At 32.6% G+C, this 22,863-nt stretch carries 26 protein-coding genes; 17 read left to right on the top strand and 9 right to left on the bottom strand.

Annotation, left to right across the window (positions count from 1 at the left end; genetic code table 11):
* The first annotated feature begins 18 nt into the window (after window positions 1–18).
* Both AC1Q8L_RS00915 and AC1Q8L_RS00910 read left to right on the top strand, forming a co-directional pair.
* Window positions 19–885 (top strand): ABC transporter permease subunit, encoded by an 867-nt coding sequence (locus tag AC1Q8L_RS00915; RefSeq protein WP_000481000.1) that lies wholly within the window; start codon window positions 19–21, stop codon window positions 883–885.
* A gap of 1 nt (window position 886) precedes the next feature.
* Window positions 887–1,891: an ABC transporter permease subunit gene (locus AC1Q8L_RS00910; RefSeq protein ID WP_000267894.1), complete on the top strand. Its 1,005-nt coding sequence runs from the start codon at window positions 887–889 to the stop codon at window positions 1,889–1,891.
* A 45-nt stretch (window positions 1,892–1,936) separates the two neighbouring features.
* On the opposite strand, the gene AC1Q8L_RS00905 is transcribed toward AC1Q8L_RS00910, so the two are convergent.
* Both AC1Q8L_RS00905 and AC1Q8L_RS00900 read right to left on the bottom strand, forming a co-directional pair.
* Window positions 1,937–3,637, bottom strand: coding sequence for a pyruvate oxidase (locus tag AC1Q8L_RS00905; protein WP_098311976.1), 1,701 nt, complete (start codon window positions 3,635–3,637; stop codon window positions 1,937–1,939).
* A 136-nt stretch (window positions 3,638–3,773) separates the two neighbouring features.
* On the bottom strand, window positions 3,774–4,511 hold the full coding sequence (locus tag AC1Q8L_RS00900; RefSeq protein ID WP_000440615.1) for a ZIP family metal transporter: 738 nt from the start codon (window positions 4,509–4,511) through the stop codon (window positions 3,774–3,776).
* Window positions 4,512–4,666: 155 nt separating this feature from the next.
* Here AC1Q8L_RS00900 and AC1Q8L_RS00895 point away from each other — a divergent pair, with 155 nt between their 5' ends.
* On the top strand, window positions 4,667–5,533 hold the full coding sequence (locus AC1Q8L_RS00895) for an MBL fold metallo-hydrolase (RefSeq protein ID WP_001184093.1): 867 nt from the start codon (window positions 4,667–4,669) through the stop codon (window positions 5,531–5,533).
* A gap of 164 nt (window positions 5,534–5,697) precedes the next feature.
* On the opposite strand, the gene AC1Q8L_RS00890 is transcribed toward AC1Q8L_RS00895, so the two are convergent.
* Together AC1Q8L_RS00890 and AC1Q8L_RS00885 are read right to left on the bottom strand one after the other, a co-directional pair.
* The gene (locus tag AC1Q8L_RS00890) at window positions 5,698–6,651 is read right to left on the bottom strand and encodes a nucleoside hydrolase (protein WP_072938365.1); all 954 of its coding nucleotides are present in this window, start codon (window positions 6,649–6,651) and stop codon (window positions 5,698–5,700) included.
* Window positions 6,652–6,672: 21 nt separating this feature from the next.
* Window positions 6,673–7,275, bottom strand: a complete 603-nt coding sequence (locus AC1Q8L_RS00885) for a DUF2441 domain-containing protein (protein ID WP_001001051.1) — start codon at window positions 7,273–7,275, stop codon at window positions 6,673–6,675.
* 212 nt (window positions 7,276–7,487) lie between these two features.
* Between AC1Q8L_RS00885 and AC1Q8L_RS00880 the strand changes: the two genes are divergently transcribed.
* The 4 genes from AC1Q8L_RS00880 to AC1Q8L_RS00865 all read left to right on the top strand — a co-directional run bounded on the left by AC1Q8L_RS00880 (window position 7,488) and on the right by AC1Q8L_RS00865 (window position 9,773).
* Window positions 7,488–7,973, top strand: a complete 486-nt coding sequence (locus AC1Q8L_RS00880; protein ID WP_001143395.1) for a DUF2798 domain-containing protein — start codon at window positions 7,488–7,490, stop codon at window positions 7,971–7,973.
* Between the two features lie 172 nt (window positions 7,974–8,145).
* Entirely contained in the window at window positions 8,146–8,571 is a 426-nt protein-coding gene (locus AC1Q8L_RS00875) for a DMT family transporter (protein WP_000676258.1), read from the top strand.
* A 19-nt stretch (window positions 8,572–8,590) separates the two neighbouring features.
* The gene (locus AC1Q8L_RS00870; protein ID WP_000431606.1) at window positions 8,591–9,286 is read left to right on the top strand and encodes a Crp/Fnr family transcriptional regulator; all 696 of its coding nucleotides are present in this window, start codon (window positions 8,591–8,593) and stop codon (window positions 9,284–9,286) included.
* 16 nt (window positions 9,287–9,302) lie between these two features.
* Entirely contained in the window at window positions 9,303–9,773 is a 471-nt protein-coding gene (locus AC1Q8L_RS00865; protein WP_000579012.1) for a DMT family transporter, read from the top strand.
* Window positions 9,774–10,182: 409 nt separating this feature from the next.
* On the opposite strand, the gene AC1Q8L_RS00860 is transcribed toward AC1Q8L_RS00865, so the two are convergent.
* Both AC1Q8L_RS00860 and AC1Q8L_RS00855 read right to left on the bottom strand, forming a co-directional pair.
* On the bottom strand, window positions 10,183–11,004 hold the full coding sequence (locus AC1Q8L_RS00860) for a class I SAM-dependent methyltransferase (RefSeq protein WP_000237902.1): 822 nt from the start codon (window positions 11,002–11,004) through the stop codon (window positions 10,183–10,185).
* 33 nt (window positions 11,005–11,037) lie between these two features.
* Complete coding sequence (locus AC1Q8L_RS00855) at window positions 11,038–11,478, bottom strand: MarR family winged helix-turn-helix transcriptional regulator (RefSeq protein ID WP_000192923.1); 441 nt, start codon at window positions 11,476–11,478, stop codon at window positions 11,038–11,040.
* Window positions 11,479–12,022: 544 nt separating this feature from the next.
* Between AC1Q8L_RS00855 and AC1Q8L_RS00850 the strand changes: the two genes are divergently transcribed.
* Both AC1Q8L_RS00850 and AC1Q8L_RS00845 read left to right on the top strand, forming a co-directional pair.
* Window positions 12,023–12,430, top strand: a complete 408-nt coding sequence (locus AC1Q8L_RS00850) for a GNAT family N-acetyltransferase (RefSeq protein WP_000431735.1) — start codon at window positions 12,023–12,025, stop codon at window positions 12,428–12,430.
* A gap of 118 nt (window positions 12,431–12,548) precedes the next feature.
* A complete protein-coding gene (locus AC1Q8L_RS00845) occupies window positions 12,549–13,202 on the top strand; it encodes an MBL fold metallo-hydrolase (RefSeq protein ID WP_000401473.1) in 654 nt (217 codons plus the stop codon).
* Between the two features lie 124 nt (window positions 13,203–13,326).
* Here the strand turns inward: AC1Q8L_RS00845 and AC1Q8L_RS00840 are convergent, their stop codons facing one another.
* Window positions 13,327–13,950, bottom strand: a complete 624-nt coding sequence (locus AC1Q8L_RS00840) for a TetR/AcrR family transcriptional regulator (protein WP_000436024.1) — start codon at window positions 13,948–13,950, stop codon at window positions 13,327–13,329.
* A gap of 121 nt (window positions 13,951–14,071) precedes the next feature.
* Here AC1Q8L_RS00840 and AC1Q8L_RS00835 point away from each other — a divergent pair, with 121 nt between their 5' ends.
* Window positions 14,072–16,303, top strand: coding sequence for an MMPL family transporter (locus AC1Q8L_RS00835; RefSeq protein WP_000716586.1), 2,232 nt, complete (start codon window positions 14,072–14,074; stop codon window positions 16,301–16,303).
* Window positions 16,304–16,350: 47 nt separating this feature from the next.
* Here the strand turns inward: AC1Q8L_RS00835 and AC1Q8L_RS00830 are convergent, their stop codons facing one another.
* Window positions 16,351–16,533, bottom strand: a complete 183-nt coding sequence (locus tag AC1Q8L_RS00830; protein WP_001060657.1) for a DUF4021 domain-containing protein — start codon at window positions 16,531–16,533, stop codon at window positions 16,351–16,353.
* Between the two features lie 200 nt (window positions 16,534–16,733).
* Here AC1Q8L_RS00830 and catA point away from each other — a divergent pair, with 200 nt between their 5' ends.
* The 4 genes from catA (at window position 16,734) to AC1Q8L_RS00810 (ending at window position 19,888) form a co-directional block, all read left to right on the top strand.
* Window positions 16,734–17,384 (top strand): type A chloramphenicol O-acetyltransferase, encoded by a 651-nt coding sequence (gene catA, locus AC1Q8L_RS00825; protein ID WP_000668543.1) that lies wholly within the window; start codon window positions 16,734–16,736, stop codon window positions 17,382–17,384.
* 339 nt (window positions 17,385–17,723) lie between these two features.
* Window positions 17,724–18,248, top strand: a complete 525-nt coding sequence (locus AC1Q8L_RS00820; protein ID WP_000673976.1) for a GNAT family N-acetyltransferase — start codon at window positions 17,724–17,726, stop codon at window positions 18,246–18,248.
* A 37-nt stretch (window positions 18,249–18,285) separates the two neighbouring features.
* Entirely contained in the window at window positions 18,286–19,224 is a 939-nt protein-coding gene (locus AC1Q8L_RS00815) for a GNAT family N-acetyltransferase (protein ID WP_025118050.1), read from the top strand.
* A gap of 154 nt (window positions 19,225–19,378) precedes the next feature.
* Window positions 19,379–19,888, top strand: coding sequence for a GNAT family N-acetyltransferase (locus tag AC1Q8L_RS00810; RefSeq protein ID WP_000405229.1), 510 nt, complete (start codon window positions 19,379–19,381; stop codon window positions 19,886–19,888).
* A 25-nt stretch (window positions 19,889–19,913) separates the two neighbouring features.
* On the opposite strand, the gene AC1Q8L_RS00805 is transcribed toward AC1Q8L_RS00810, so the two are convergent.
* Window positions 19,914–20,801, bottom strand: a complete 888-nt coding sequence (locus tag AC1Q8L_RS00805; protein WP_000841797.1) for a DMT family transporter — start codon at window positions 20,799–20,801, stop codon at window positions 19,914–19,916.
* A 170-nt stretch (window positions 20,802–20,971) separates the two neighbouring features.
* On the opposite strand from AC1Q8L_RS00805, the gene AC1Q8L_RS00800 reads away from it, so the two are divergent.
* The 3 genes from AC1Q8L_RS00800 (at window position 20,972) to AC1Q8L_RS00790 (ending at window position 22,833) form a co-directional block, all read left to right on the top strand.
* Window positions 20,972–21,532 carry a helix-turn-helix domain-containing protein gene (locus AC1Q8L_RS00800; protein ID WP_000581029.1) on the top strand — a complete coding sequence of 187 codons (561 nt, stop codon included), beginning with the start codon at window positions 20,972–20,974 and terminating at the stop codon, window positions 21,530–21,532.
* A gap of 33 nt (window positions 21,533–21,565) precedes the next feature.
* A complete protein-coding gene (locus AC1Q8L_RS00795; protein ID WP_098311977.1) occupies window positions 21,566–22,513 on the top strand; it encodes a hypothetical protein in 948 nt (315 codons plus the stop codon).
* Window positions 22,514–22,683: 170 nt separating this feature from the next.
* Window positions 22,684–22,833 carry an aspartyl-phosphate phosphatase Spo0E family protein gene (locus AC1Q8L_RS00790; RefSeq protein WP_000417698.1) on the top strand — a complete coding sequence of 50 codons (150 nt, stop codon included), beginning with the start codon at window positions 22,684–22,686 and terminating at the stop codon, window positions 22,831–22,833.
* Window positions 22,834–22,863: the final 30 nt, after the last annotated feature.

Below are 22,863 nucleotides of genomic sequence, written 5' to 3'. Positions count from 1 at the left end.
TGGTAAGGGGTAATAGTTATGTTCATGCGAACTGCTAAGTGGTGTTGGATTACTTGTTTACAATTATTAGCTGCAATTCTATGTATAATCTGTTTAGGTGCGCTCCCTCGATTATTTAAGGGATTGCAAATTGATTTAATCGGTTTTTGGAACACGATTGTGTTTATTGGAGGAAAGTTACTCCGACCATGGGAAATTACATTTGGATTTCGAGACTCGAGGAAATTATTTCCACAAATATGGATTCATTATAGTGAAACTATGATTGTATTTCTATCAGCTTTTTTACTATCTTTGCTTATAGCGTATGTACTTGTTGTTTGGGTATTGCAGCGTTCTCATATGAAGCAAAAAATGTGGAATGGAGTTTTTCTTACGCTAGAGAGTATACCGGATATATTACTTATTTTATTATCACAACTTCTTGTCGTAATTGTTTTTCAAAAAACAGGTTTTATGCCAATAAAACTTGCTGGATTAGGAGAAGAGAGAGTACGATTGTTACCGATTATATGTCTTACAATACCAACAACGTTATTATTTATTAAACTATTGTTATTACGTTTTAAAGAAGAAATGGAGAAAGATTATAGTATATTTGCGAAGAGTAAAGGACTAAGTTTGCAGCATATTTTAACACATCATGTTTCAAGGAATGTTTTATTGACGACAATTTACTATGCGAAAACAAATATTTTATTTATGCTATCCAATTTATATATTATCGAATGGATTTTTAATACATATGGAATGTTTGTATTTGTAAAAGAAAATTCTAAATTAGAAATATTTACAGTGAGTCTAGTTATATTATACGTTCCGCTTTTTATACTATTTCGTATATTACATACGCTTTTACAAAATGTTATAAGGGAGCGTGTGTAACATGTGGCAAGTTGTAAAAAGAGATGTGAGATTTTGGATAGGTGTTACTTTTCTGAGTGTACTAATGATTATTAGTATTGGATATACGTTATTTTTCGATGGGAATATTCGTGAACTTACGATGATGTATAATGAAAAAGGAGAACTAGAGGCTGCTCCATTTTCGCCATCAAGTAAATTTTGGTTCGGAAGTGATACCAAAGGCCGTGACCTTGTCCAATTAATAATAGAAGGCGCGAAATGGACAGTTGGAGCGAGTATAATTATAGCAACTTTACGAGTTATAGTTGGAGGAGGGATTGGTTTACTTCTTGGTATGTATGGTAAGCGATCTTTTCCGGTTATCTCATCCTTTTTTGATCCTTTTAGTATTGTACCAATGGTTATGATTTCTTATTTTATGTTAAATGAAGTTTTAACGTTTGATAGTGGAGCGGAAGTTGTGCCGTTGTATTTGCGGGGGACATTTCAAATTATAGTTCTTACATGTCTTGCTGTACCAACAGTTATGTTGTATGTAGCGCAAGAAGTTAAACGTATTAAGAAAGAAGAATTTATGTTGGCAGCCACTGTGCTTGGCGGGAGTAAATGGCAGAGGTTGAAGCGCCATATATGGCCTCATATGTTACCATCATTTCTTTTATTAGTAGCACAACAATTTGTGAGTACTTTATTACTTCTTTTACACCTTGGTTTGTTGCAATTATTTTTTGGTGGAACAATAACCTTCAGTGGAATGGATCCAGATAGTGTAACAAAAGAATGGACAGGATTAATTGGTCAAAACTTCCGGCACTTAACTACTCATACATGGATTGTACTTATACCGATTGCTTTTTATAGTATGACAATCTTAGCTGGAAACCTAATTAGTAATAGCATGCAAGATGCGATTAAGCTAGGAAATGTGAGAAGGACAGAGAAGGAGAGTAAAGAATTGCAAGTAGAGAAACAAGTACAACCAACTATGAATGACTTTTCTTTTTATAAAGAGATACAAAAATAAAAAAAGATAGCTGAAGACAAATTGTTTTCAGCTATCTTTTTTCGTTTAAAGTGGAGGTAAATCAATCTTACCTTCTTCAAATAATTCTTTTATCATATGCTTCGTATAACCAGCGGCTTGACCAAATGTGATTTTTGCTGGCATTGGTGCTTCGTTAGCATCTACAACTACATCAATAATACACGGTTTATTTTGTTTTACTGCATTTTCGAAAGCGGGAAGTAGCTCATCTAAATTCTCAACACGGTATCCAATACCTCCACACGCCTCTGCATATTTTGCGAAATCTGGGTTCGTTAAGTCTGTTTCGAATTCGATATTACCCATAACTTCTTGTTCAAATTTAATCATCGCAATTTTATTATTGTTTAATACGACGACAACGATTGGTAATTTATATTTTACAGTTGTTACGAAGTCATTCATCGTCATTCCAAATCCACCATCACCACAAACTGCAAATACTTGTTTATCCGGGAAAGCAATTTTTCCAGCAAGTGCACCAGGTAAACCGCAGCCAAGTGTTGCGAGCCAGCTAGAAATGACAAATTGCTGGTTTGTCATACGGAAGTGTCTTGCGGTCCATACTGTTACATTTCCGACATCGACTGATAGAATTGCGTCATCATGTGCTACTTGCTGCAGAGCATGCATAACGCGTTGTGGTTTAATTGGAATGGAAGAGTCTTCTTCTTGATCGTGTAATTTTTCTTCCCACTTTTTCATCATTTCTTGGTGATGTTCTAAGAAGTAATGGTCTGTGTGTTCTTCAACATTTTCAATTAACCATCGTAATGTTTTATCAGCATCACCAGCTAAACCAATATCTGTCGCATAACGTTTCCCGATTTGGGCAGGATCTGTATCGATATGAATTGTTTTTGCTTTTTCAGGTAAGAAGCCGGTGAACGGATAAGAAGTACCGACCATAATTAAAGTATCTGCATGCTTCATTGCTTCATAAGAAGGTTTCGTTCCAATTAATCCTAATCCACCAATACAAAGAGGGTGTTCATCAGGAATAATTCCTTTAGCTGGTAATGTAAGTACGATTGGAGCACCAATATGTTCTGCCAATGCAAGTAAAGATTCTCTCGCATGTTTTGTTCCTTTTCCAGCTAAAATCACAGGCTTTTTCGCTTCATTTATTGCGAGTTTCGCTGCATCTAAATCTTCTTTTTGTGGAAACAACTCAGACAAAGTAAAAGAAGTATTTGTAACACGGGCACCATTTTTCACTTCGAATTTTGGGACATCATCTGGAATAGTAAGAACGGATACACCTTTTTTCGTATAAGCCATTCGAATTGCTTGATTCACTACGGCAGGTAGTTGCTCTGCTGACATAATACGCTGGTTATAAACCGCAACATCATCAAACATTCTTTCTAAATTTACTTCTTGGAAAAAGTCCGTTCCAAGTAAATCGGTTTCTACTTGACCTGAAATTGCTAGAACAGGGGCTTTATCGAGTTTCGCATCATATAAACCATTTAATAAATGAATAGCACCAGGCCCTGCAATTGCCATACAAACGCCAAGTTTTCCTGTTAATTTTGCATAGGCAGCCGCTGCTAATGCACCAGCTTCTTCATGGCGAACTTGAATGAATTTAATTTGATCTTGTTTTTTTCTTAAAGCTTCAATGATAGAATTGATGGAATCTCCAGGCATACCGTATATGTGTTCTACTCCCCAGTCAATTAATAAATCAACTAATGCTTCACCGGCTGTTTTCCCAAACATAATTGTTCCTCCTTATAATAGGTAGATAACATTATGTTTTGGATAAAAAGGGAAAATATACAAATAAGAAAATTTATCTGGTTATTTGTAATCCAAGAATCAGTGTGGGAGGAACAAAAGTTTCACTTTAGCAACTTTAATGATGACCAGCGAATAAAGTGAACACTGTTATTAGTAAAAAACCACTAGTTGCCCACATTAGAAATGTAAGGAAAGAGAGCTGTTTCTTAGCTTTCCAAAGCATTTCATGAATTGTGACATATCCAAGTGAACCAATAGCACTTCCCATAATGAGGCCTTGCAGGTGAAGAGCTTTTCCTTCCATCAAAATGCCAAAAACTGTGCCAGTACCGAGAATAAGAGAAAGTAATAAAGTCGTTAATAAAAAGGAAATATATTTATGTTTTGTAAAAAGAAATGGAATAATTAAAGCTAATCCTTCTGGAATATGGTGAACGACGATTGCTATTAAAAAGGGAATGGCAGAGTCATTATGATTTATAAAAGCTGTACCTAACGCAAATCCACTCGGTATATTATGAATAAATATAGCGAAAGAGAGAAAAAGAAAGGTTTGCCATGCTTGTTGATCTTTTTTATGTATCATTGGATGGTGACAATAGTTATCTAATAAGCCCATAACTAAAATACCGATAGCTATACCAAGTATAGGTCCAATCATTTCATAGCTTGAAAATGTTTCAGGAATAATTTCAAGTGACAATAACCCAAACAAAATACCGCCACATAATGCGTATAAACGATGCATCTTTTCTTCAATGAGTTGGCGTGTTGCTACTCCAACAGCACCGCCTAATAGTAATCCACCGAACGAAAAAAATGTTACAATCATTGGGATCCATAAACGTTCCATAGTATCACACTCCGATTCTATTCCCTTATTTTTAGCTTACGAAAAGAAAAGTTAGATTAGTCCAAGTAATTGTGTTTGAGTATAGAGAAAAAAGTAGTGATTCGTTATAATCTATATATTAAACTTAAGTGAGGAAATGAAAAGGGGAATTGGTTATGCAACAAATTAAAAAAATAGGAAACTCATTTTGGTATATGACACCTGTTTCTGAAACAGATAGACCTATATTAGGAATGGTTGTTGGAAAAGAAAAAACGTTAATGATCGATGCAGGGAATTCAGAAGAACATGCACAATTATTTTTAGAAATGTTAAAAGAACAAAATGTATCGAATCCAGATTTCGTAGCACTAACCCATTGGCATTGGGATCATATTTTTGGATTGCCTGTACTACAAGATGCATTGTCTATTGCACATTCTGAAACGAAAAAAGAGATGCGTACACTTGTTTCTTATGAATGGACAGATGAAGCTTTGGATGCACGCGTAAAAGAGGGTACTGAAATTGAATTTTGTGCGGATTGCATCAAGAAAGAGTTTGAAGAAAAAGCGAGAAATATTAACATTATTCCTCCGGCCTTAACGTTCCAGGATCAAATGAAATTAGATCTTGGTGAGGTGACATGCGTGTTAAAACATGTGGGCGGAGATCATGCACATGATTCAGTTGTTATTTACGTGAAAGAAGAAAAGATATTATTTTTAGGAGACTGTATATATGCAGATATTTTTTCTTCGAAGTGGAACTATACGACGAAAAGAACGTTTAAATTGATAGATGAATTAGAGAAATTTGATGCTAAGACATATATTCTCTCTCATGGGGAAGCGATAAATCGAGAGGAGTTTTTACAAGAGATTCGTATGTTAAAAACAGTAGGAACTTATACAGAAGCTCATAAAGGTGATGAAGAGAAGATAAAGGCAGCGTATAAACAAGAACTAGATAGAGAATTAAATGAAGATGAGTTAGAAACAATAACGTATTTTGTCAATGGTTATGAAATGAATAATCAATAAGACACTACATTAATCCAATATAATTAAATTGCACAAAAAGAGTATTGAAATTTAATTCAATACTCTTTTCAATAGTTAAATATGTAGTTTCAACTAAATTCTAAATATAGGGGTTCATCGTCTGAATTGATTTTATTCTATTTATTTTTCGTATAGATAGTGGTTCAAGTAGAAGCTTTCTTTGCTAATTCAGTAATATATTCAAAGAATACATCACGTTTTACATCATAAACGACATTTACAGGTCGTCCATCAGCAGTTTCCTCTGTACGCCCCTGGCTAGGTCCATATGTATGAACGATACTATTAATCGTTTCAGTTTTTGCAAGGCTAGTGTTTCCGACAAGCGCGGTAGTTAGTACATCCCATAAATAATAAGTAGAGTTCGTTGAGAAGTGAACGAGAGGGGGGACCATTGCATAACATTGACCAAGGAAATCAACACCAATATACTTTCTCTCTTTTGCCCACTGTTCACGTATGTCTATAGTTAACGGAACTTGGTTTGTACTTTCTAGTGTCACTAAGTCGATTTTAATTTTTGCATCCCATACACGAGCTACTGCTTCAGGGTCCCAAAACGAATTCCACTCAGCTGTTCCATCATGCTCTGGTTCATGTACATTGCCTGCTGTAAGAAATGTACCACCCATCCAAACGAGACGTTCAATTTTATCTTCGATGATGGGAGTTTCATATAATGCACGAGCAAGGTCAGTTAGGGGCCCGGTAAATAATAAAGTTGTTTTTCCTTCCGTTTGTAGAAGTGTTTCTATTAAATGGTGATGTGCAGGCTTTGCTGCCATGGGTGTTACAACTTTTCCAGACTCATTTAAAATTGGTAAAGCATCTACATAAAATGCATGCATCCGCCAGTCTTTCGGAAACGGGTTTTGCCCACGAGAGTTTGAAGCGGCTACTGCAATATTATCTTTGCTGAAGCGATCAATAATTTTACGACTTGCAGACATTGCGGGTTCTAAATAACAGTCTGCTGGGATAACAGATACACCGGTAAGTTCAACGTTTTCCATTTGAAGTAATAAAAATAATGAAATTAAATCATCTACGCCGCCATCATGATTGAAGTACACTTTTTTCTTCATTGTAATCTCCATCCTATATGATTTAGTTAGAAATTAAATATGAATTGAGGAAAAGTCATCAATAATTTCCACCACTTCAATTTCTCCATTAATCAGTAGCTCAGGAAGCTCATTTCTAATATTTCCTTTCCAATACTCTCTAGCTTGTTCGATTTTTTGAGAAAAAGGAATACCATCTTCTTTCGGTAAAAGATTACCGTCACCTTCAAAAGAACTTCCGATTACTCGTAGTTTAACAATCTGTAAAACTTCTCGATTGTAAGAATCAAATAATGCTTTCCATTTTAAAGCATCTTCATAGCTTTTTGAAGCGTATAAACAAGATAACCTGGAAGGGTATTCAGGGAATTCTTGTAGTCTAACCATTTCTACAATTGTTTCTCTAACTGCTCTAATTGTTTGATCCATATAACTCATAACTACTTTAGCACTTTCATTATTTATATGTAATTCGTCATTTTTATAGTGATTATTTAAAATTTGTATGCCATCTTCACCATTAGCATTTAATTGTTCTCTTTCAAAAAAGAAGTGATATAGAGTATTGTGTTGATTTTTGTTAAAAGGAATCATTTGTCTGATATGCATTTTTTTCCTTGTTACGATGTGATATGCGTAAAATTCTGCTTCATTCATGGTTATCCTCCTAGTAATAGTGTAATGCAATGTTAAATTTAGTAATTCAACATTGAAATATATAAAACCTTTATAAGTAAAAGTGAGAATTTGAGTTGAAAGTAAAGAAAATATATGAAAACGTTTTAAATTTGTTCACAAAATGTTCACTTACGAAGGGGTTTCCAATGTCGATATAATGACAAAGACTCAAAGAGAGAGGATGATGAAATTTGCCAACAACAAGAAAGGAAAACTTCCAATTTGGCATGATGATGTGCTTTGGAATGGTTATCGTAATGACGTTTTACAATTTACTAATGAATGAAACAGGAGGACCAATTTATATTAAAGAGATTGCATTAGAACTATTAATTGGCTTTATTATTGCGCTATTAATTGAAATAAGTATAGTTGGACCTTGTGCGAAAAAAATTGTATTCATGTTGCCATTTGATAAATCTAAGAAAATAAATATTATCGTTGCAATGGCGACAACTATGGTAATCGGAATGGTGTTCTTTATGTCATTTTTCGGTATGGCTATGATGCATTTACATGGTGGACTACAAGGAGATTCATTTGTTTCAATTTATTTTTCGATTTTTATTAAAAATTTCATAATGGCATATCCATTACAATTAATTATTATGGGACCGCTTGTACGTTTCTTATTTGCAAAATTTGTTATGAAAAAGAAATCTTTTAATGTAGCGTAATTTTTATTTATAAAACATTATATATAAATAATTATAAAACACATCTCGTATTTTTGAGGTGTGTTTTTTTTCATTCCAAGTTATTTTCATAGTGATGTGACATTTGTCCTTTTGCCATTATAGGATGATGGTTTTTAATTAAGTCAGAAATAAAGGATGAGGAGATGATTTTTTGAAAGGTATTCTATTTGCTGTTTTTGCGGGGATATTTATAACACTTCAAGGAACCTTTAATGCGAAACTTAGTTCACATATCGGTATATGGTCGACGAGTATTATAACCCATTTAATTGGATTCATTATTGCAACAACTGTATTTTTGTTAAAGAAAGAAGAGAAAGTAACGGATTTAAAGAGTGTAAAAAAAATATATTTAGTAGCGGGTGCATTTGGTGGATTCATTATTTGTGCAGAAACTATGGCGATATATTCACTAGGAGTTACATTGACAGCTGGCACACTAATGGTTGCTCAATTGTTAACGGCAACAGTTATTGAAATGAAAGGACTGTTTCATATAAAAAAGATACAGATGGAGAGATATCATATTGTGGGAACAATAGTAATGATTATAGGTATTGTTGTATTTAATATGTAAATGAAAGGAGGAAATGAATATGGAGAATAGATCAAGTTTAATTACGCATTATTTGAAAATCAATAAAACGCTCGAGATTTTTTCCAAAATAGATACAGCATATTTTCAATTAAATCATTTTGAAAAAGGCGAGCTTATTTGCAATATAGATGACGAAATGAATCGTTTATATTTTGTTGTTAAAGGTAAAGTAAAAGTTTATACGATTACACCTGAAGGGAAGAAACTAATCCTTCGCTTTATTAATCCACTCGCAATTGTTGGTGATATTGAATTAATTCAAAATAGCAAAGCACATAATGTCGTTGAAGCTTGTTCAGATGTTGTAGCGATTTCCATTTCTAATACGGTTATTAGAAACAAGTTATTACATGATCCTATATTTATGAAATTCTTACTTGAAAACATTGCGAACACGTTAAAAATATCGACTCGTTTTACTGCTCTTAATTTACTTTATCCTGTAGAAGTACGTGTAGCTAGTTATTTACTTTCAATTTCAACAGATAGTAACGGAAATATGTACAAAGGGGATTTGGATACGACATCGGTAACGAGTATTGCAGGCTTTATAGGGGTAAGTTATAGGCACGTAATTCGGGTATTACAAAGATTTTATAATGAAAAATTAATTGAAAAAAGTAATGGAGTTATTGTCATTAAAGATTTTTCTAGAATGAAGGAAGTCGCTAAAGATAATATATATGAGCAATGAAAGGGAGAGGAAGATTTTGATTGGATTTAGTTTAGCTATATTAGCAGGAATATTAATTAGCTTACAATCTGTTTTTAATGCAAAAGTAAATGAAAATGTAGGACAGTGGTTAACGACTACATGTGTCCTTGGAATAGGTCTCATTAGTTCTATTCTATTTTATATCATTACAGAAAACAGTATTAGCATTAAAGTGTATACTGCAAATTATTTGTTTTATGTAAGTGGACTGTTTGGCATCGGGTTAATTATTTGTATAATGGGTGCAATAAAGAGTTTAGGTCCAGCATATACGGTGCTAATTAGTCTTATTACTCAATTGGTCGTTGCGTTATGTATTGATACATTTGGATTATTTGGAATGGAGAGCATTCCATTACAAATAAATAAATTAGTTGGTATAGGTTTATTAATTGTGGGAGTAGGTATTTTTAAAAATCTATTTTCGAATAAGAAAGCTATTCATATAAGAAAGGATAGGGTCTAAAGAATTTAAAGGTAAAATGTTGACGGTCAGAACATATACAATTAAAAAGTAGTAAGTGGGTTATAAGAAGAGAGGGTAAGTGATTCAACATATGTTGCAAGATGGTGTACATGATTTGGAAATCGATGAGATTCAACATTTTAGCTCCTACGTAAAGTGCATGCAAGATTTTATCCCGCTATTTGTCGGGCAGTAAGACCCCTACCTCAAAATTCAGCGAGAGCAAAGAAGTTAGGTGGGGTTCGGGCTGCCCGTAAAAGCTCGATTGGTGAGGGCTAATAATCAGTGGGGGATGAGCAAAGCCCCCACTGATTAAAGTTTCACTTCACAATTATGTTTCTGCCTTTGATTTTATTAAAATTAACATTTATGACCTAAGTATAAATGTATTGAGCTCTTCTTTACTTTTTTATTTTTTGAACCGTAAATGAACAAACTTCAACATTTTTATTAAGTTTACAATTCTCATCATTATACGCGTACTACCGTCCCAATCTTTATTTGTAGCTATATCTTTAAAGAAAGGGGAGCAGCTCAATACTTTTATTGTAGAGGACCATTTTTCTATTGATTTTGGATTATTTACGTAAAAATACATCATAGCACCGTTATTACCAGATTTTTTTACAGTAGCATTCGAAAGATTCAGTGCGAACTTTGATTCAGCGTCAAAATATAATTCTCCTGCAGGGAAACGTTTTGACATAGCGACTACCATCTTTTTTAAATCTTCTTCTTTAAAGTAATAAAACACACCTGCTGATATAAAAAGAATACCGTCGTTTGGATTATATTTTATATCGTCAAACCAAGAAGTATCAAAAAATGATTTAGCAATGCTAATGTTTCTAGGGGTATCTTCAATTAAAGTTTTGCGAAAAGAGATTGCATCGGGCAAATCAAGATTGTACCAATGTATTGTACCGTTATCGATTCTTGAAAAAGTAGTGTCTAGTCCGGAACCGATGTTTACAATAGTAGCATTCGGGTGTTTTATTATAAATTGTTTTATCGTATCGTCAATTTTTCGTGCACGGGTAATGTATGTGATACATCCGTATTCGCCAAATGTATTTGCTATTGTTGAGAAGTCAAAATCACATTCTTTAATTATTCGAATAGCTTCTATATCATCTAAAATATCCTTATTTTTCTCACTGCCATATGCTCTTCCCCATAGTGGAATAAGCATTGTACCTTGTACAGATTGCAAATCTAATTCTTTAACCATGAAACATCCTCCGTTTAATAATAAACAATATATCTAGTCGTTATTTAACATTTTTGAGAGCATTGTATTTGTTTTATATAGTCCATAAGTTAAATCCCGTCTATCCTCTTCAGATAACTTTTCGAGGTTTACTGTGAAATTATTATATATTTGTTTCCATCTCTCATAATGTACTTTTTCAGCTTTTTCTGTCAGAGAGATTAATATAGCTCTTTTGTCTACCATATCTTGCTTTTTTATGATGTATCCGTTTTGTTCTAAGTTACGCACTGTTACACTTAATTGTTGTTTAGGGATGTTTAAATAACTAGCAATCATTTTTAAGTTTACAGGCACCTTTTGCTGGGCGATATACTCTACTACGTGTTGTTCTAAATGTGTAAATTCTGAGGATTTCTCCGATAGTAATTTAAAAGTACCTGACATATTTAATAATAAATTCATGTATTCGTTTAATAATTCGTTTTGGGTCATTGTTTTTGATTCCTTTATGAATTTAGTTATTATTTTATTACTAAATTTACTATAAATCAATTAAAGTTACTCTTTATAGTAAATGAATGTTTACTAATAACTATTTTTTTGAATTTATGTGGACTGAATTATAAGGGCGCGAGAAGTGGTTTTAGGTAAGGAGAATATAACCGAAAAAAATATTACTAAACGTATATAACTAATGAATACAATGTCTTTTTCGGTTATTATGTTGTAAATAATTTTATGATAAAATCTTTTACATAATGAAATAAAGGGGTAGTATTCTATGGGTTATTTCTCAAATGGTTTATTAGTTTTGTTTGTGCTAATCGTATGCAGTTGTATATTTTTTGGTTGATAATATAATGAGAGTCTTATATAAAAGAAGTTATCTTAAGTGAGATAACTTCTTTTTACTTTATATTGAGAAGGAATTCTATCTTTCTTATTGAAGTTTGTTCTAGTTATTTTTACATCAATCAGATTTGTGTAAAGGGAATTTTATGAAATATAAACAAGCCAGAGAATAGGGAGTATTTACATGGAAAATAGTATACGCTACACAAGTGAACATCCTACAGATTTTAATGGATTATTATCCTTATACGAATCTTTAGGATGGAATTCTCTTAAATTAACGGTTAACGAGTTAGAACGAATGTGTAAGCAAAGTTGGTATGCAATTTATGTTTTTGATGATAAGAGGTTAGTAGGGATGGGGCGTGTCATATCAGATGGAGTCATAACAGGCATTATTTGTGGAGTTGGTGTATTGCCAAAATATCAGTCTAGTGGCATCGGAAAAGAAATAGTGAAACGATTAATCCAGCACTGTGAACAAAACAAGGTTATTCCACAACTTATGTGTGTAGAAAAGTTGCAATCTTACTATGAATCTATAGGGTTTGAAGCATTCTCTATTGGGATGACAAAACATATTATAAGATAGAGGTGCTTTATCCCGCTATTTGCCGGGTAGTAAAACCCCCCACTGATTAAAGTTTCACTTTATATTTTCAGTTTACTCGTACATATTTTCAAACTTCAACATAAAGGAGAATGGCTGTATGGAGATTGCTAAAGGGATAGAAATGTTACAACTTGAATTTCAAGAATTTGTTATTCATCCAATTCTTTTATGGGATGATGAAATGGCAGTATTAATAGATACGGGTTTCCCAGGACAAATTGAAGATATACAAGTAGAGATGGAAAAGGTTGGGGTATCATTTGATAAGTTAAAAGTCGTGATTTTGACGCATCAGGATATTGATCATATAGGTAGTCTTCCGGAATTGTTGCAGCGCTGTCGAAGTAATATTAAAGTTTATGCGCACGAACTAGATAAGCCATATATCGAGGGGGATTTACCTTTATTGAAGGACGGAAATATAGAGAACCGACCAAAAGGAAAAGTGAGTGATACTGTGATTGACGGGCAAGAACTTCCATATTGCGGTGGAATACTAATTCTTCATACTCCAGGGCATACTCCGGGTCATATTAGTTTATATTTGAAACAAAGTAAAATTCTTGTCGCTGGAGACTCGATGTATAGTGTGAATGGAGTGTTAGGAGGAATTCATGCCCCAACAACTTTAAATATTATGGAAGCACGGCAGTCTTTGAAGAAGTATTTAAATTTACATATTGAATCTGTAGTTTGTTACCATGGGGGATTTAGTAAGCGGAATATAAATGTTCAACTTCAAAATTTGTAAAAGTTAAAGTGAAATTTTGTGTTAAACAGCATTGAAGTATAATCTGATTATTAGTATATAAATAAATTATAAAAGAGCATGTTTGAAAAAATTCAAACATGCTCTTTTATTAAAGCAAATCAGTTTAATATGTATGACCTAATCCGCTCCAATAAAAAGAAACGATTTCTTGTGATAATTCATCTATATTTGCAAGAATAGGATTGTGATTTTCATCTTTAAAATTCCCAATTGATAATAAAGATACGAAAGCATGAGCCGCAAATTTAGCGTTTCCTTTCGGGATTTCTCCGATGTGCATCGCATTATCGAGTGCTTTTTCTAGTACTTCATACATATTATCTTCAGCATTTTTTAATTCTTTCAATTGTTCTTCAGATAACGACAGTTTTGCATCTTTCATAAAATTTTTCATATCAATATCCATCGTTGCGTGTAAGTAAACTTTAGCGAAGTCTAATAATCTTTCTTCTAACGTTTTGTTTGTAGAGAGTATTTGAGACATATTCTCACGTATACGTACCATCATTTCGATCATAGTAGCGGTAAATAAATCGGCTTTTGTTGAATAGTAATAGTAGACAGTTGCTTTCGTAACACCACAAACTTTTGCGACCTCATCCATAGAAACGACTTGATAATTTTGTGTAAGAAATAAGCGGGTTGCTACTTCTAAAATGGTTTCTTTTGTAGATTTTGTATTTTTATTTTGACGCGGCCTTCCGAGAGGACGTTGTTTTTGTTCCAAATACATTCGCTCCTGACATTTATGATTGAGATAATTATAACATAATTTTCAATCATTCTTGATTAATTAACCGACCAGTATATATAATTAATAATGGAGAAAAAAAGGAAGGTGGGTTTTTATGAAAAAGCACCCGTTACATATGTTAGGGAGGCTTGTAGCAGGGAGAAATACGCAGTGGATCACTTTATCGGTGTGGATTCTTATTACATTATTACTTTCATTTACGTTACCACAAGTAAACAGTACGAAAGAACCGAATCCGAAAAATTTACCTGAAACAGCTATGTCACAGCAAGCGGAAGCGCTTATGAAAAAAGAGTTTCCGAATAATGCAGGGAATCCGTTGTTAGTAGTATGGTATAGAGATGGTGGATTACAGTCACAGGATTATAAACTCATACAAGATGTTTATAAGGAGTTAAAAGCTAGTCCTTTAAAAGAACAATCAACGTTACCACCATTTGATACAATCCCAGAGCAAGTATTATCAAAAAGTGCATCAAAAGATGGTACATCATTTGTTACACCGGTATTTTTTAATAAATCTGCTGGTACAGATATATTAAAAGGAAATCTTGAAGAGTTTAGAAAAATAGTGAATAGTAAGGTGGATGAAGATCCATTTAAACAAAAAATAAGTGAATCTGGTTTACATGTTCGATTATCAGGACCTGTAGGTATTCAAACGGATGCAGTTAGTTTATTTAGTCAAGCAGATGTGAAATTGTTAGTGGCTACTGTACTACTAGTGTTAGTTTTGTTAATTTTACTGTATCGTTCACCAATTTTAGCGATTTTACCTATACTTGTTGTTGGCTTTGCATACGGTATTATTAGTCCTACACTCGGTTTTTTAGCTGATCACGGATGGATTAAAGTAGATGCCCAAGCGATATCAATTATGACAGTATTATTGTTTGGCGCTGGAACGGACTATTGTCTATTTTTAATTTCGAGATATAGAGAGTACTTGTTAGAAGAAGAAAGTAAATATAAAGCATTACAACTTGCGATTAAAGCTTCTGGCGGTGCAATTATAATGAGTGCATTAACTGTTGTACTTGGATTAGGAACATTACTACTTGCTCATTATGGAGCCTTTCATCGATTTGCAGTACCATTTAGTGTTGCTGTATTTATAATGGGAATCGCTGCTTTAACGATTTTACCAGCACTATTATTAATATTCGGTAGGATTGCATTTTTCCCGTTTATACCGAGAACAACTTCAATGAATGAGGAGTTTGCAAGAAAGAAAAAGAGGGCTGTAAAAGTTGAAAAATCAAAAGGCTCCTTTAGTAAAAAACTTGGAGATATTGTAGTACGAAGACCGTGGACAATAATTATGCTAACTGTATTTGTATTAGGCGGATTGGCTTCATTCGTACCACGTATTCAATACACATATGACTTATTAGAGTCGTTTCCAAAGGATATGCCTTCTCGTGAAGGGTTTACGTTAATTAGTGATCATTTCTCAGCTGGTGAACTAGCACCAATAAAAGTTGTTGTTGATACGAAAGGCAAAGAGCTTCCTATTAAACAAGAACTAGAGAAATTTTCTTTCGTAAATACAGTGAAAGAGCCAAAAGAGGGAAAAGAAAATAAGCAAATACAAATGTATGAAGTTTCTTTAGCGGAAAATCCATACTCAATTGAAGCGTTAGATCAAATTCCTAAATTGAAAAGTAGTATAGAAAAAGTATTAAAAGGTGCTGGGATTAGTAATGCTAAAGATCAATTATGGATTGGTGGGGAAACAGCTTCATTATATGATACAAAGCAAATTACGGAACGTGATGAATCAGTAATTATTCCAGTAATGATTAGCATTATCGCTTTACTATTACTTGTCTACTTACGATCGGTTGTTGCGATGATTTATTTAATTGTAACTGTCGTTTTATCATTCTTCTCAGCGTTAGGAGCAGGATGGATATTACTTCATTACGGTATGGGTGCGCCGGCCATTCAAGGTGCGATACCGTTGTACGCATTCGTATTTTTAGTTGCTTTAGGTGAAGATTATAATATCTTTATGGTTTCAGAAATATGGAAAAACAGAAAGACACAAAATCACTTGGATGCAGTAAAAAATGGTGTAATACAAACAGGTAGTGTTATTACATCGGCTGGTTTAATTTTAGCAGGAACTTTTGCAGTGTTAGGTACACTTCCAATTCAAGTATTAGTTCAATTTGGTATTGTAACTGCAATTGGCGTATTACTAGATACGTTTATCGTAAGACCGTTACTCGTACCCGCGATTACAGTAGTTTTAGGCCGATTTGCTTTTTGGCCAGGTAAACTTTCAAGAAAGAGTGAAGAAATACAAAAGGTGGATGCATAGTTAAAAAAGCCAAGGATATTTTCCTTGGCTTTTTTCAATGTAGTTAATTAATTTTTTGAAGTCAAATCATCAGCTGCAGCGTGATCAGCATCTTCAATTGTTGTTTCGGGCATTCCGTATAAGCCGTTCATTGCTTGTTCTTCGATAGTAAGATTTGCAGTATTATTATTTTGAATAGATGTAGTGTTTTCAGTAACATTTTCTTTTTTATTCATATTTTTGTTATTCATGTATGTATCCTCCAAATTTCATTTGATTTATCTATAGTATGTGGATGGATTTCCAGAAATATGTGAATTGATTCTTACATATGTTATATAATTAAATGAATAATTAGGGTGAATTTTAAACTGTTAGGAGTGAACAAGTATGGTGAGAGCAAGGGAATTAGCCTTCTAAAATAAAAAGAAAATTTTAGGAGGCTATTAGAATGAAGTTTCATGTAATTGATAGAGAAGATTGGAATAGAGAGCGGTATTTTGAGCATTATTTAAAGTTGAAATGTACATTTAGTATGACTGTGAATGTTGATATCACGATGTTATTAGAGGAAGTATATCAAAAGGGAATAAAATTTTATCCCGTTTTTATATATTTAATTTCTAGAGTAGTAAATAATCATAAAAAATTTCGAACATGTTTTAACGATGAAGGAGTTTTAGGCTATTGGGAGGAAATGATACCGAGTTATACAATCTTTCATAAAGATGATAAGTCTTTTTCAAGTATATGGACGGATTATTCAAGTGATTTCCGCACTTTCTATAAAAAGTATGAAGACGATATGAGATACTATGCTAGTGTTCATGGTCTTTTCACGAAAGAAAATATTCCGCCTAATGTATTTCCGATTTCTAGCATACCTTGGACTAGTTTTACTGGATTTAATCTTAATATTAATAATGATGAAAATTTTCTATTGCCAATTATAACTTGTGGGAAATATTTTAACGAAGGAAACAAGGTTATGCTACCAGTTTCATTGCAAGTACATCATTCGGTTTGTGATGGATATGATGCGAGTAAATTTATAGAAGATTTACAGCAGTTAAGTAATACTTGCAATGAGTGGCTTAAGTAATATCTAATTTTTAATTATATAAAGTGAAACTTTAATCAGTGGGGGGGGTCAGCCCTCACCAATCGGGATTTTACGGGCAATTGATCCCCCACCTAACTTCTTTGCTTTCGCTGAATTTTGAGGTGGGGGTCTTACTGCCCGGCAAATAGCGGGATAAAATTGAAAATGAATAAAAGAAGAGAACATGTTTATATTACATGGTCTCTTTTTATTATTCATTAATACTAAGTAACTGTGGAAAATATAGGGTGATTTGTAGTTTAATAGTAAAGAGAGTGATTAGTGTTAATTTTCTTAGTTTTTAAAAAGGATATAAATGTTTTAATAGGGGGGAGTAAAGTGAAATTTGTAAGCATTGAAAAAGAGGAGATCCTAATTGGGAATATGGCAAATTTGTATTGTAAAGTATTTGAGAAAACAAATTTCAATGAAATGATCAAGCGAATGAATAGGCATATAGAATATACAGGTTTTAAAGGTATAGTAGCAATAAATGATGAAAATGAAGTAGTTGGTTTTACTTATGGTTATCGCTCAATGGAGGGACAGTACTATAATCAATTAATGAGAGAAGCGTTACATCTAGAGCAAGTAGACGAATGGTTGCAAGATTGTTTTGAATTTGTAGAGTTAGCAGTTCACCCACAATATCAAAATAAAGGTCTTGGAACGAAATTACATAATAAATTACTAGAAGGAGTTTCAAATAGAACGAGTGTTTTAACAACACAAATAAACAATGAAAAAGCACGTTCGTTATATGAAAGATTAGATTGGATAAATGTATTGGAGCCATTTCATCCAAGTAAAAATGATGTTCCATATGTAATAATGGGAAAAGCATTAAAAACAAAAGTGAATTGATAATTATGGCATTCACAAAAATTATTGGTTTGTAATAATGAAGGGGAAAACAACAATGATATCTATAGAAAAAGCTACAATTTTAGATGCTGAGAAATTAACAGAAATAATGAAAAGAACATTTGATGCAGAAGCAAAACAATGGCTATACGGCCAAGATGATGTCATTGATTATAACATTCAACCGCCAGGATATTCTTCAGTTGAAATGATGGAATATTCCATTGAAGAATTGGATTCTTTCAAAGTTGTAATGGATAAAGAAATAATCGGAGGGATAATAGTTACGATTTCTGGTAAGTCGTACGGTCGAATTGATCGTATTTTTGTAAATCCTGTTTATCAAGGAAAAGGCATTGGATCACATGTTATGAAATTAATAGAAAAGGAATATCCAAACATAAAGATTTGGGATCTCGAAACATCTAGTAGACAAATTAATAATCATCACTTTTATAAAAAGATGGGCTACCAAATGATTTTTGAATCGGAAGATGAGTATTGTTACGTGAAAAGAATAAAAACAAGCTCAAATAAAGAGAGTGTAGTTACAAATAAAGATATGAAAAATAGTCAATACGAAAACTGTAATTTAGCAAATACAGAGTATTATCAAGTGAATTTAAAAAACAGTTCATTTGTTGGTAGCAATATAATGAATACGAATATGAGTAATTGTAATGTAAGTCAATCAAAGTTTAGAAATATAAATTTTAGATGGTCATCATATGCAGATTTAAATCTTTCTGGTAGTAAATTTAATTTGGTGACTTTAGGTGGAGTGCAATTTAAAAATACAAGTCTCGGAGATGAGAAGGAACCTATTTTATTCGATAAATGTGATTTGGAAGGTAGCACCATAAGTAATAGTAATCTGAAAAATATTGAAATAGAAAATTGTGATATAGTCGGCATGAAACTAAATGGTATTCTGATCGAAAATTTGCTTAATTTATATAATAAAGTGAAAAGTTAACCATATAGATATAGTTGTTAATCTTTTTGGAAATTAAGTATTATATCGAAATAATTATGTAAAAATGACATAAAGAAATACGGACGAGAAGGTCATTCATGAACGTTTCTAGAATACACACAAATATATTGTTATTTATATGGAGGAGAGAAAGATGGAGATCAATGTTAGAGCAGTAGAAATACAAGATGCTAGAGCAATTCATCGTATATGTATGCAGGATGACGTTTTACCGTATATGGTTTTCTTACCTAGCATGCGTGTAGAAGCTATGGAAAATAGAATTCGAAATTTAGCACCAAATCAATTTGAATTTGTTGCAGAATATGATGGAGAAATTGTTGGATTTGTAGGTTTAACACAAAGTCCGGGCCGAAGATCTCATTCAGGCGATTTATTCATTGGGGTTGATAGTGAATATCATAATAAAGGAATTGGGAAAGCACTTCTTACGAAGATGCTTGATTTGGCTGATAATTGGTTAATGTTAGAGAGAGTAGAACTAGGTGTGTTAGAAACGAATCCAAAAGCAAAAGCTTTATATGAAAAATTTGGATTTGTAGAAGAGGGAGTAAAGATAGGGAATTTGAAAGCTCACGGAAAGTTTATTAATGAAATTATGATGAGTCGTTTTAGACCGGATGGTTTAATTGTACATAATTAGTAGTTAAAAGCATGACAGTATACTGTCATGCTTTTTTATTAGAATTTGGCTGTATTAAAAATAATACTAAACCAATAAAAATAACGGTAATTCCTAGTCCTTGTTGTAAAGAAATGGTCTCATGTAATATAAAGTACGCTAGTATACAAGTGCCAATTGTTTCACCTAAAATACTCATTGAAATTACAGTAGCACTTATCCATTTTAATAACCAATTAAAAATGGTTTGTCCTAAAATTGTAGCAATGAAAGCTAATCCAATAAAGCACAACCAAGTTTGTGTAGAGTAATGGATGAAAGATTCTTGTTGTGTGAAAGCAAATATGCCAAGAAAGCCAGCACTACTTCCATAACTAATTACCGAATATGGTATAAGTGACAAATCTTTACGAACGTGTTGGCTAATGAAAAAATAAGCAGTAATGATACCGGCAGCGATAAGTGCTAAAATATCTCCATATAAAGCTTCTCCACTAATTTGGAAATCTTGCCAGCCAATGATAATACTACCTGAAATAGCGATGAGGCAACCAATAACTGCTCCTTTCGTAAATCTCTCCTTAAATAAAAAATAACCACCAATCATTGAGAACAAAGGTTGTAACGTTACGATAACTGTAGAGCTTGCTACAGAAGTATATTGTAATGATTCAAACCATAGTACATAATGTGCAGCTAAAAATAGCCCAGATACGAATCCAAGTGCCCATTGTTTTTTCGTTAAAGTTTTTAGCTCATTTCGACTATTTTTATTAAATAGTAATAACGGTAACAGAATTAGTGTGGCAAAGAATAATCGGTAAAAAGCAATGATTGTCGCAGGAGCATCTGCCAATTTTACAAAAATAGCTGAAGTTGATAAGGCGAATACACCAAAAAATAAGATGCAATATGAAAGAATAGGTGATTTCAAAGTTTGTCCCTCCGATAGAATGTTTATTATAATAAACTTAATACGATATAATGTACAAAAGTAAGTATATAAGTCCCGGAGATAATAGGGAAGGGTTATTTGCCTTTGTTTAGTATGTCAGCACAAAGACAACGAAACATGCATTATGATGGACGAAAGGAAGTTTTACTGTGATACATGATAGGCTTGGACAAACGGTATTAAGTTATCGTAAGAAAAATAATATGACAATTCGTGAATTCGCTGATTATGCAGGGATTAGTACGTCGTTAATTAGCCAAATTGAAAGAGGACATGCTAATCCTTCTTTAAATGTTTTGGAATTAATTGCAAAAGCATTAAATGTACCGCTGTTTACACTTTTTATTAACGATATTGATACAGATTCACTCATTTCTAAGAAAAAAGATCGAAAAAAAGTATATCGGGAAAACAATGATCACATTGTATATGATGTATTAACACCTGATTTTATGAAAGCACGTATTGAAATGCTAATGATGGATTTAAATAAACAAGCAAACACAACAGAAAGCCATTATTCCCATGAAGATAAGGAAGAGATTGCTGTTATTATGAAAGGGGAAGTGTATGTGGAATTGGAGGGAAAAGAATATTTTTTAGAAGAAGGCGATGTTGTACGTATTCCACCGAATGTGAAGCATCGATTTTTGAATAAAAGTGATGAATCGAATCACATTTTATTTGTCCTGACACCATCTTTAGGATGAAAATATAGTGATTTTTATTAGGGAAGGAAGAAAATGGAAAACAATAGTATTTTAAAAGGCGGCCTTTCAATTATTTCTCAATGTAAAAAAGAAACAAATGATATTTGGCATGCACATTTTGGAGCAGCTGCAATTGCTAGTTATTTTTTTATGAAAGATAATAATATTGATGAAGAAACAGCTCGTAATATGTATTCGCAAACAAGGATGATGCTGAACAAGAAAAAAATTGGTGAGATGATTGATGATAAAAAAGAAATGAATTTTCAAATTGCGGAGAATATGATTATAAAATCTTTAGAACAAACGATTGATGAGCTTCATTGGGTGGGGCATAACGTCATTTATGCGTCATTGAGTTTATTAGCTATGAAAGAGCTACAAAAATGGGGTGATAATCAAGCAATTGAAGGGATTACTACTCTTATTTTATCATTTCGAAAAACAATTCCAGGTAGATCGTGGATTGGTTATACGACGAAAGAAGTAAAACAATTAAGTTTTGAAGATGAGATACAAAGTGAATTGAGTAATCCAACACAAGTATCTCAGTTCATTTTAAATGAGTTATCGAAATTTAATAGTATTTATCGAGCGGAATCACATCATGATTTAATTGGGCATTTGCTTACATACTCCCACGCAATTAATATAATGTATGATTTAGGACATATAGATATATTTCAACGAGGGATACGTCCGCTGTTAAAACTAGTATACGTACTAAGAGCTAGCCAAAAGCTCAAGCTGAATACGGAAATAACTTTACACTCACCTATAGATCGATTACCTTTAATTCAATCTAAACGTGCAAATATTTTACCAACTGAAAATATATTTTGGATAAAAGACTATAGTGAATTCGATTGGGATTTTGGTCATGTATTTAAATTCTCATATAGTTATTTTAATCATATACAGAGAGCTCCAAATTATAAAGATATCACATTAGAAAAATTCCGTTATGTTATTAATTCTTAATGAACGTTAATGATCTGTAAAAGGAAGTTTAATCTAGTTTCTTTTTTTGTTAGTAGTATATTATTTTTTCAAATATGTAAGATTTTACATGCGTATTTTACTTTTACTAATTATGTAAGTAGGCTATACTGAAATACATACATTTTATTTTTGGAGAGATGTAAAACGACATGGAACTAGCGAAATTGGAAAAAGTAATTGAAATAAAAAAAGAAGAACTTTTATATTTAGTATCGGATTATGGAATTCAACATGAAAAAGTATTGGCATTGAGTCAAGAACTAGACAAATTAATCAATTACTTTATGTTTTTAAAATAAAGAGAACTATGACGGGGTTTGTAAATGTTA

The sequence above is a fragment of the Bacillus sp. GW823-FHT06A11 genome (genome assembly GCF_058795355.1).
The sequence above is the reverse complement of the archived record's forward strand: the minus strand, read 5'-3'. Positions and strand labels throughout refer to the sequence as shown.

Coding starts and splice junctions, on each gene's coding strand:
- AC1Q8L_RS00910 (WP_000267894.1), top strand. CDS start 887: ATGTGGCAAGTTGTAAAAAGAGATGTGAGATTTTGGATAGGTGTTACT.
- catA (WP_000668543.1), top strand. CDS start 16,734: ATGAAGTTTCATGTAATTGATAGAGAAGATTGGAATAGAGAGCGGTAT.
- AC1Q8L_RS00850 (WP_000431735.1), top strand. CDS start 12,023: ATGGAAAATAGTATACGCTACACAAGTGAACATCCTACAGATTTTAAT.
- AC1Q8L_RS00870 (WP_000431606.1), top strand. CDS start 8,591: ATGGAGAATAGATCAAGTTTAATTACGCATTATTTGAAAATCAATAAA.
- AC1Q8L_RS00890 (WP_072938365.1), bottom strand. CDS start 6,651: ATGGAGATTACAATGAAGAAAAAAGTGTACTTCAATCATGATGGCGGC.
- AC1Q8L_RS00905 (WP_098311976.1), bottom strand. CDS start 3,637: ATGTTTGGGAAAACAGCCGGTGAAGCATTAGTTGATTTATTAATTGAC.
- AC1Q8L_RS00815 (WP_025118050.1), top strand. CDS start 18,286: ATGAAGGGGAAAACAACAATGATATCTATAGAAAAAGCTACAATTTTA.
- AC1Q8L_RS00795 (WP_098311977.1), top strand. CDS start 21,566: ATGGAAAACAATAGTATTTTAAAAGGCGGCCTTTCAATTATTTCTCAA.
- AC1Q8L_RS00895 (WP_001184093.1), top strand. CDS start 4,667: ATGCAACAAATTAAAAAAATAGGAAACTCATTTTGGTATATGACACCT.
- AC1Q8L_RS00915 (WP_000481000.1), top strand. CDS start 19: ATGTTCATGCGAACTGCTAAGTGGTGTTGGATTACTTGTTTACAATTA.
- AC1Q8L_RS00885 (WP_001001051.1), bottom strand. CDS start 7,275: ATGAATGAAGCAGAATTTTACGCATATCACATCGTAACAAGGAAAAAA.
- AC1Q8L_RS00835 (WP_000716586.1), top strand. CDS start 14,072: ATGAAAAAGCACCCGTTACATATGTTAGGGAGGCTTGTAGCAGGGAGA.
- AC1Q8L_RS00900 (WP_000440615.1), bottom strand. CDS start 4,511: ATGGAACGTTTATGGATCCCAATGATTGTAACATTTTTTTCGTTCGGT.
- AC1Q8L_RS00810 (WP_000405229.1), top strand. CDS start 19,379: ATGGAGATCAATGTTAGAGCAGTAGAAATACAAGATGCTAGAGCAATT.
- AC1Q8L_RS00830 (WP_001060657.1), bottom strand. CDS start 16,533: ATGAATAACAAAAATATGAATAAAAAAGAAAATGTTACTGAAAACACT.
- AC1Q8L_RS00845 (WP_000401473.1), top strand. CDS start 12,549: ATGGAGATTGCTAAAGGGATAGAAATGTTACAACTTGAATTTCAAGAA.
- AC1Q8L_RS00790 (WP_000417698.1), top strand. CDS start 22,684: ATGGAACTAGCGAAATTGGAAAAAGTAATTGAAATAAAAAAAGAAGAA.
- AC1Q8L_RS00855 (WP_000192923.1), bottom strand. CDS start 11,478: ATGACCCAAAACGAATTATTAAACGAATACATGAATTTATTATTAAAT.
- AC1Q8L_RS00860 (WP_000237902.1), bottom strand. CDS start 11,004: ATGGTTAAAGAATTAGATTTGCAATCTGTACAAGGTACAATGCTTATT.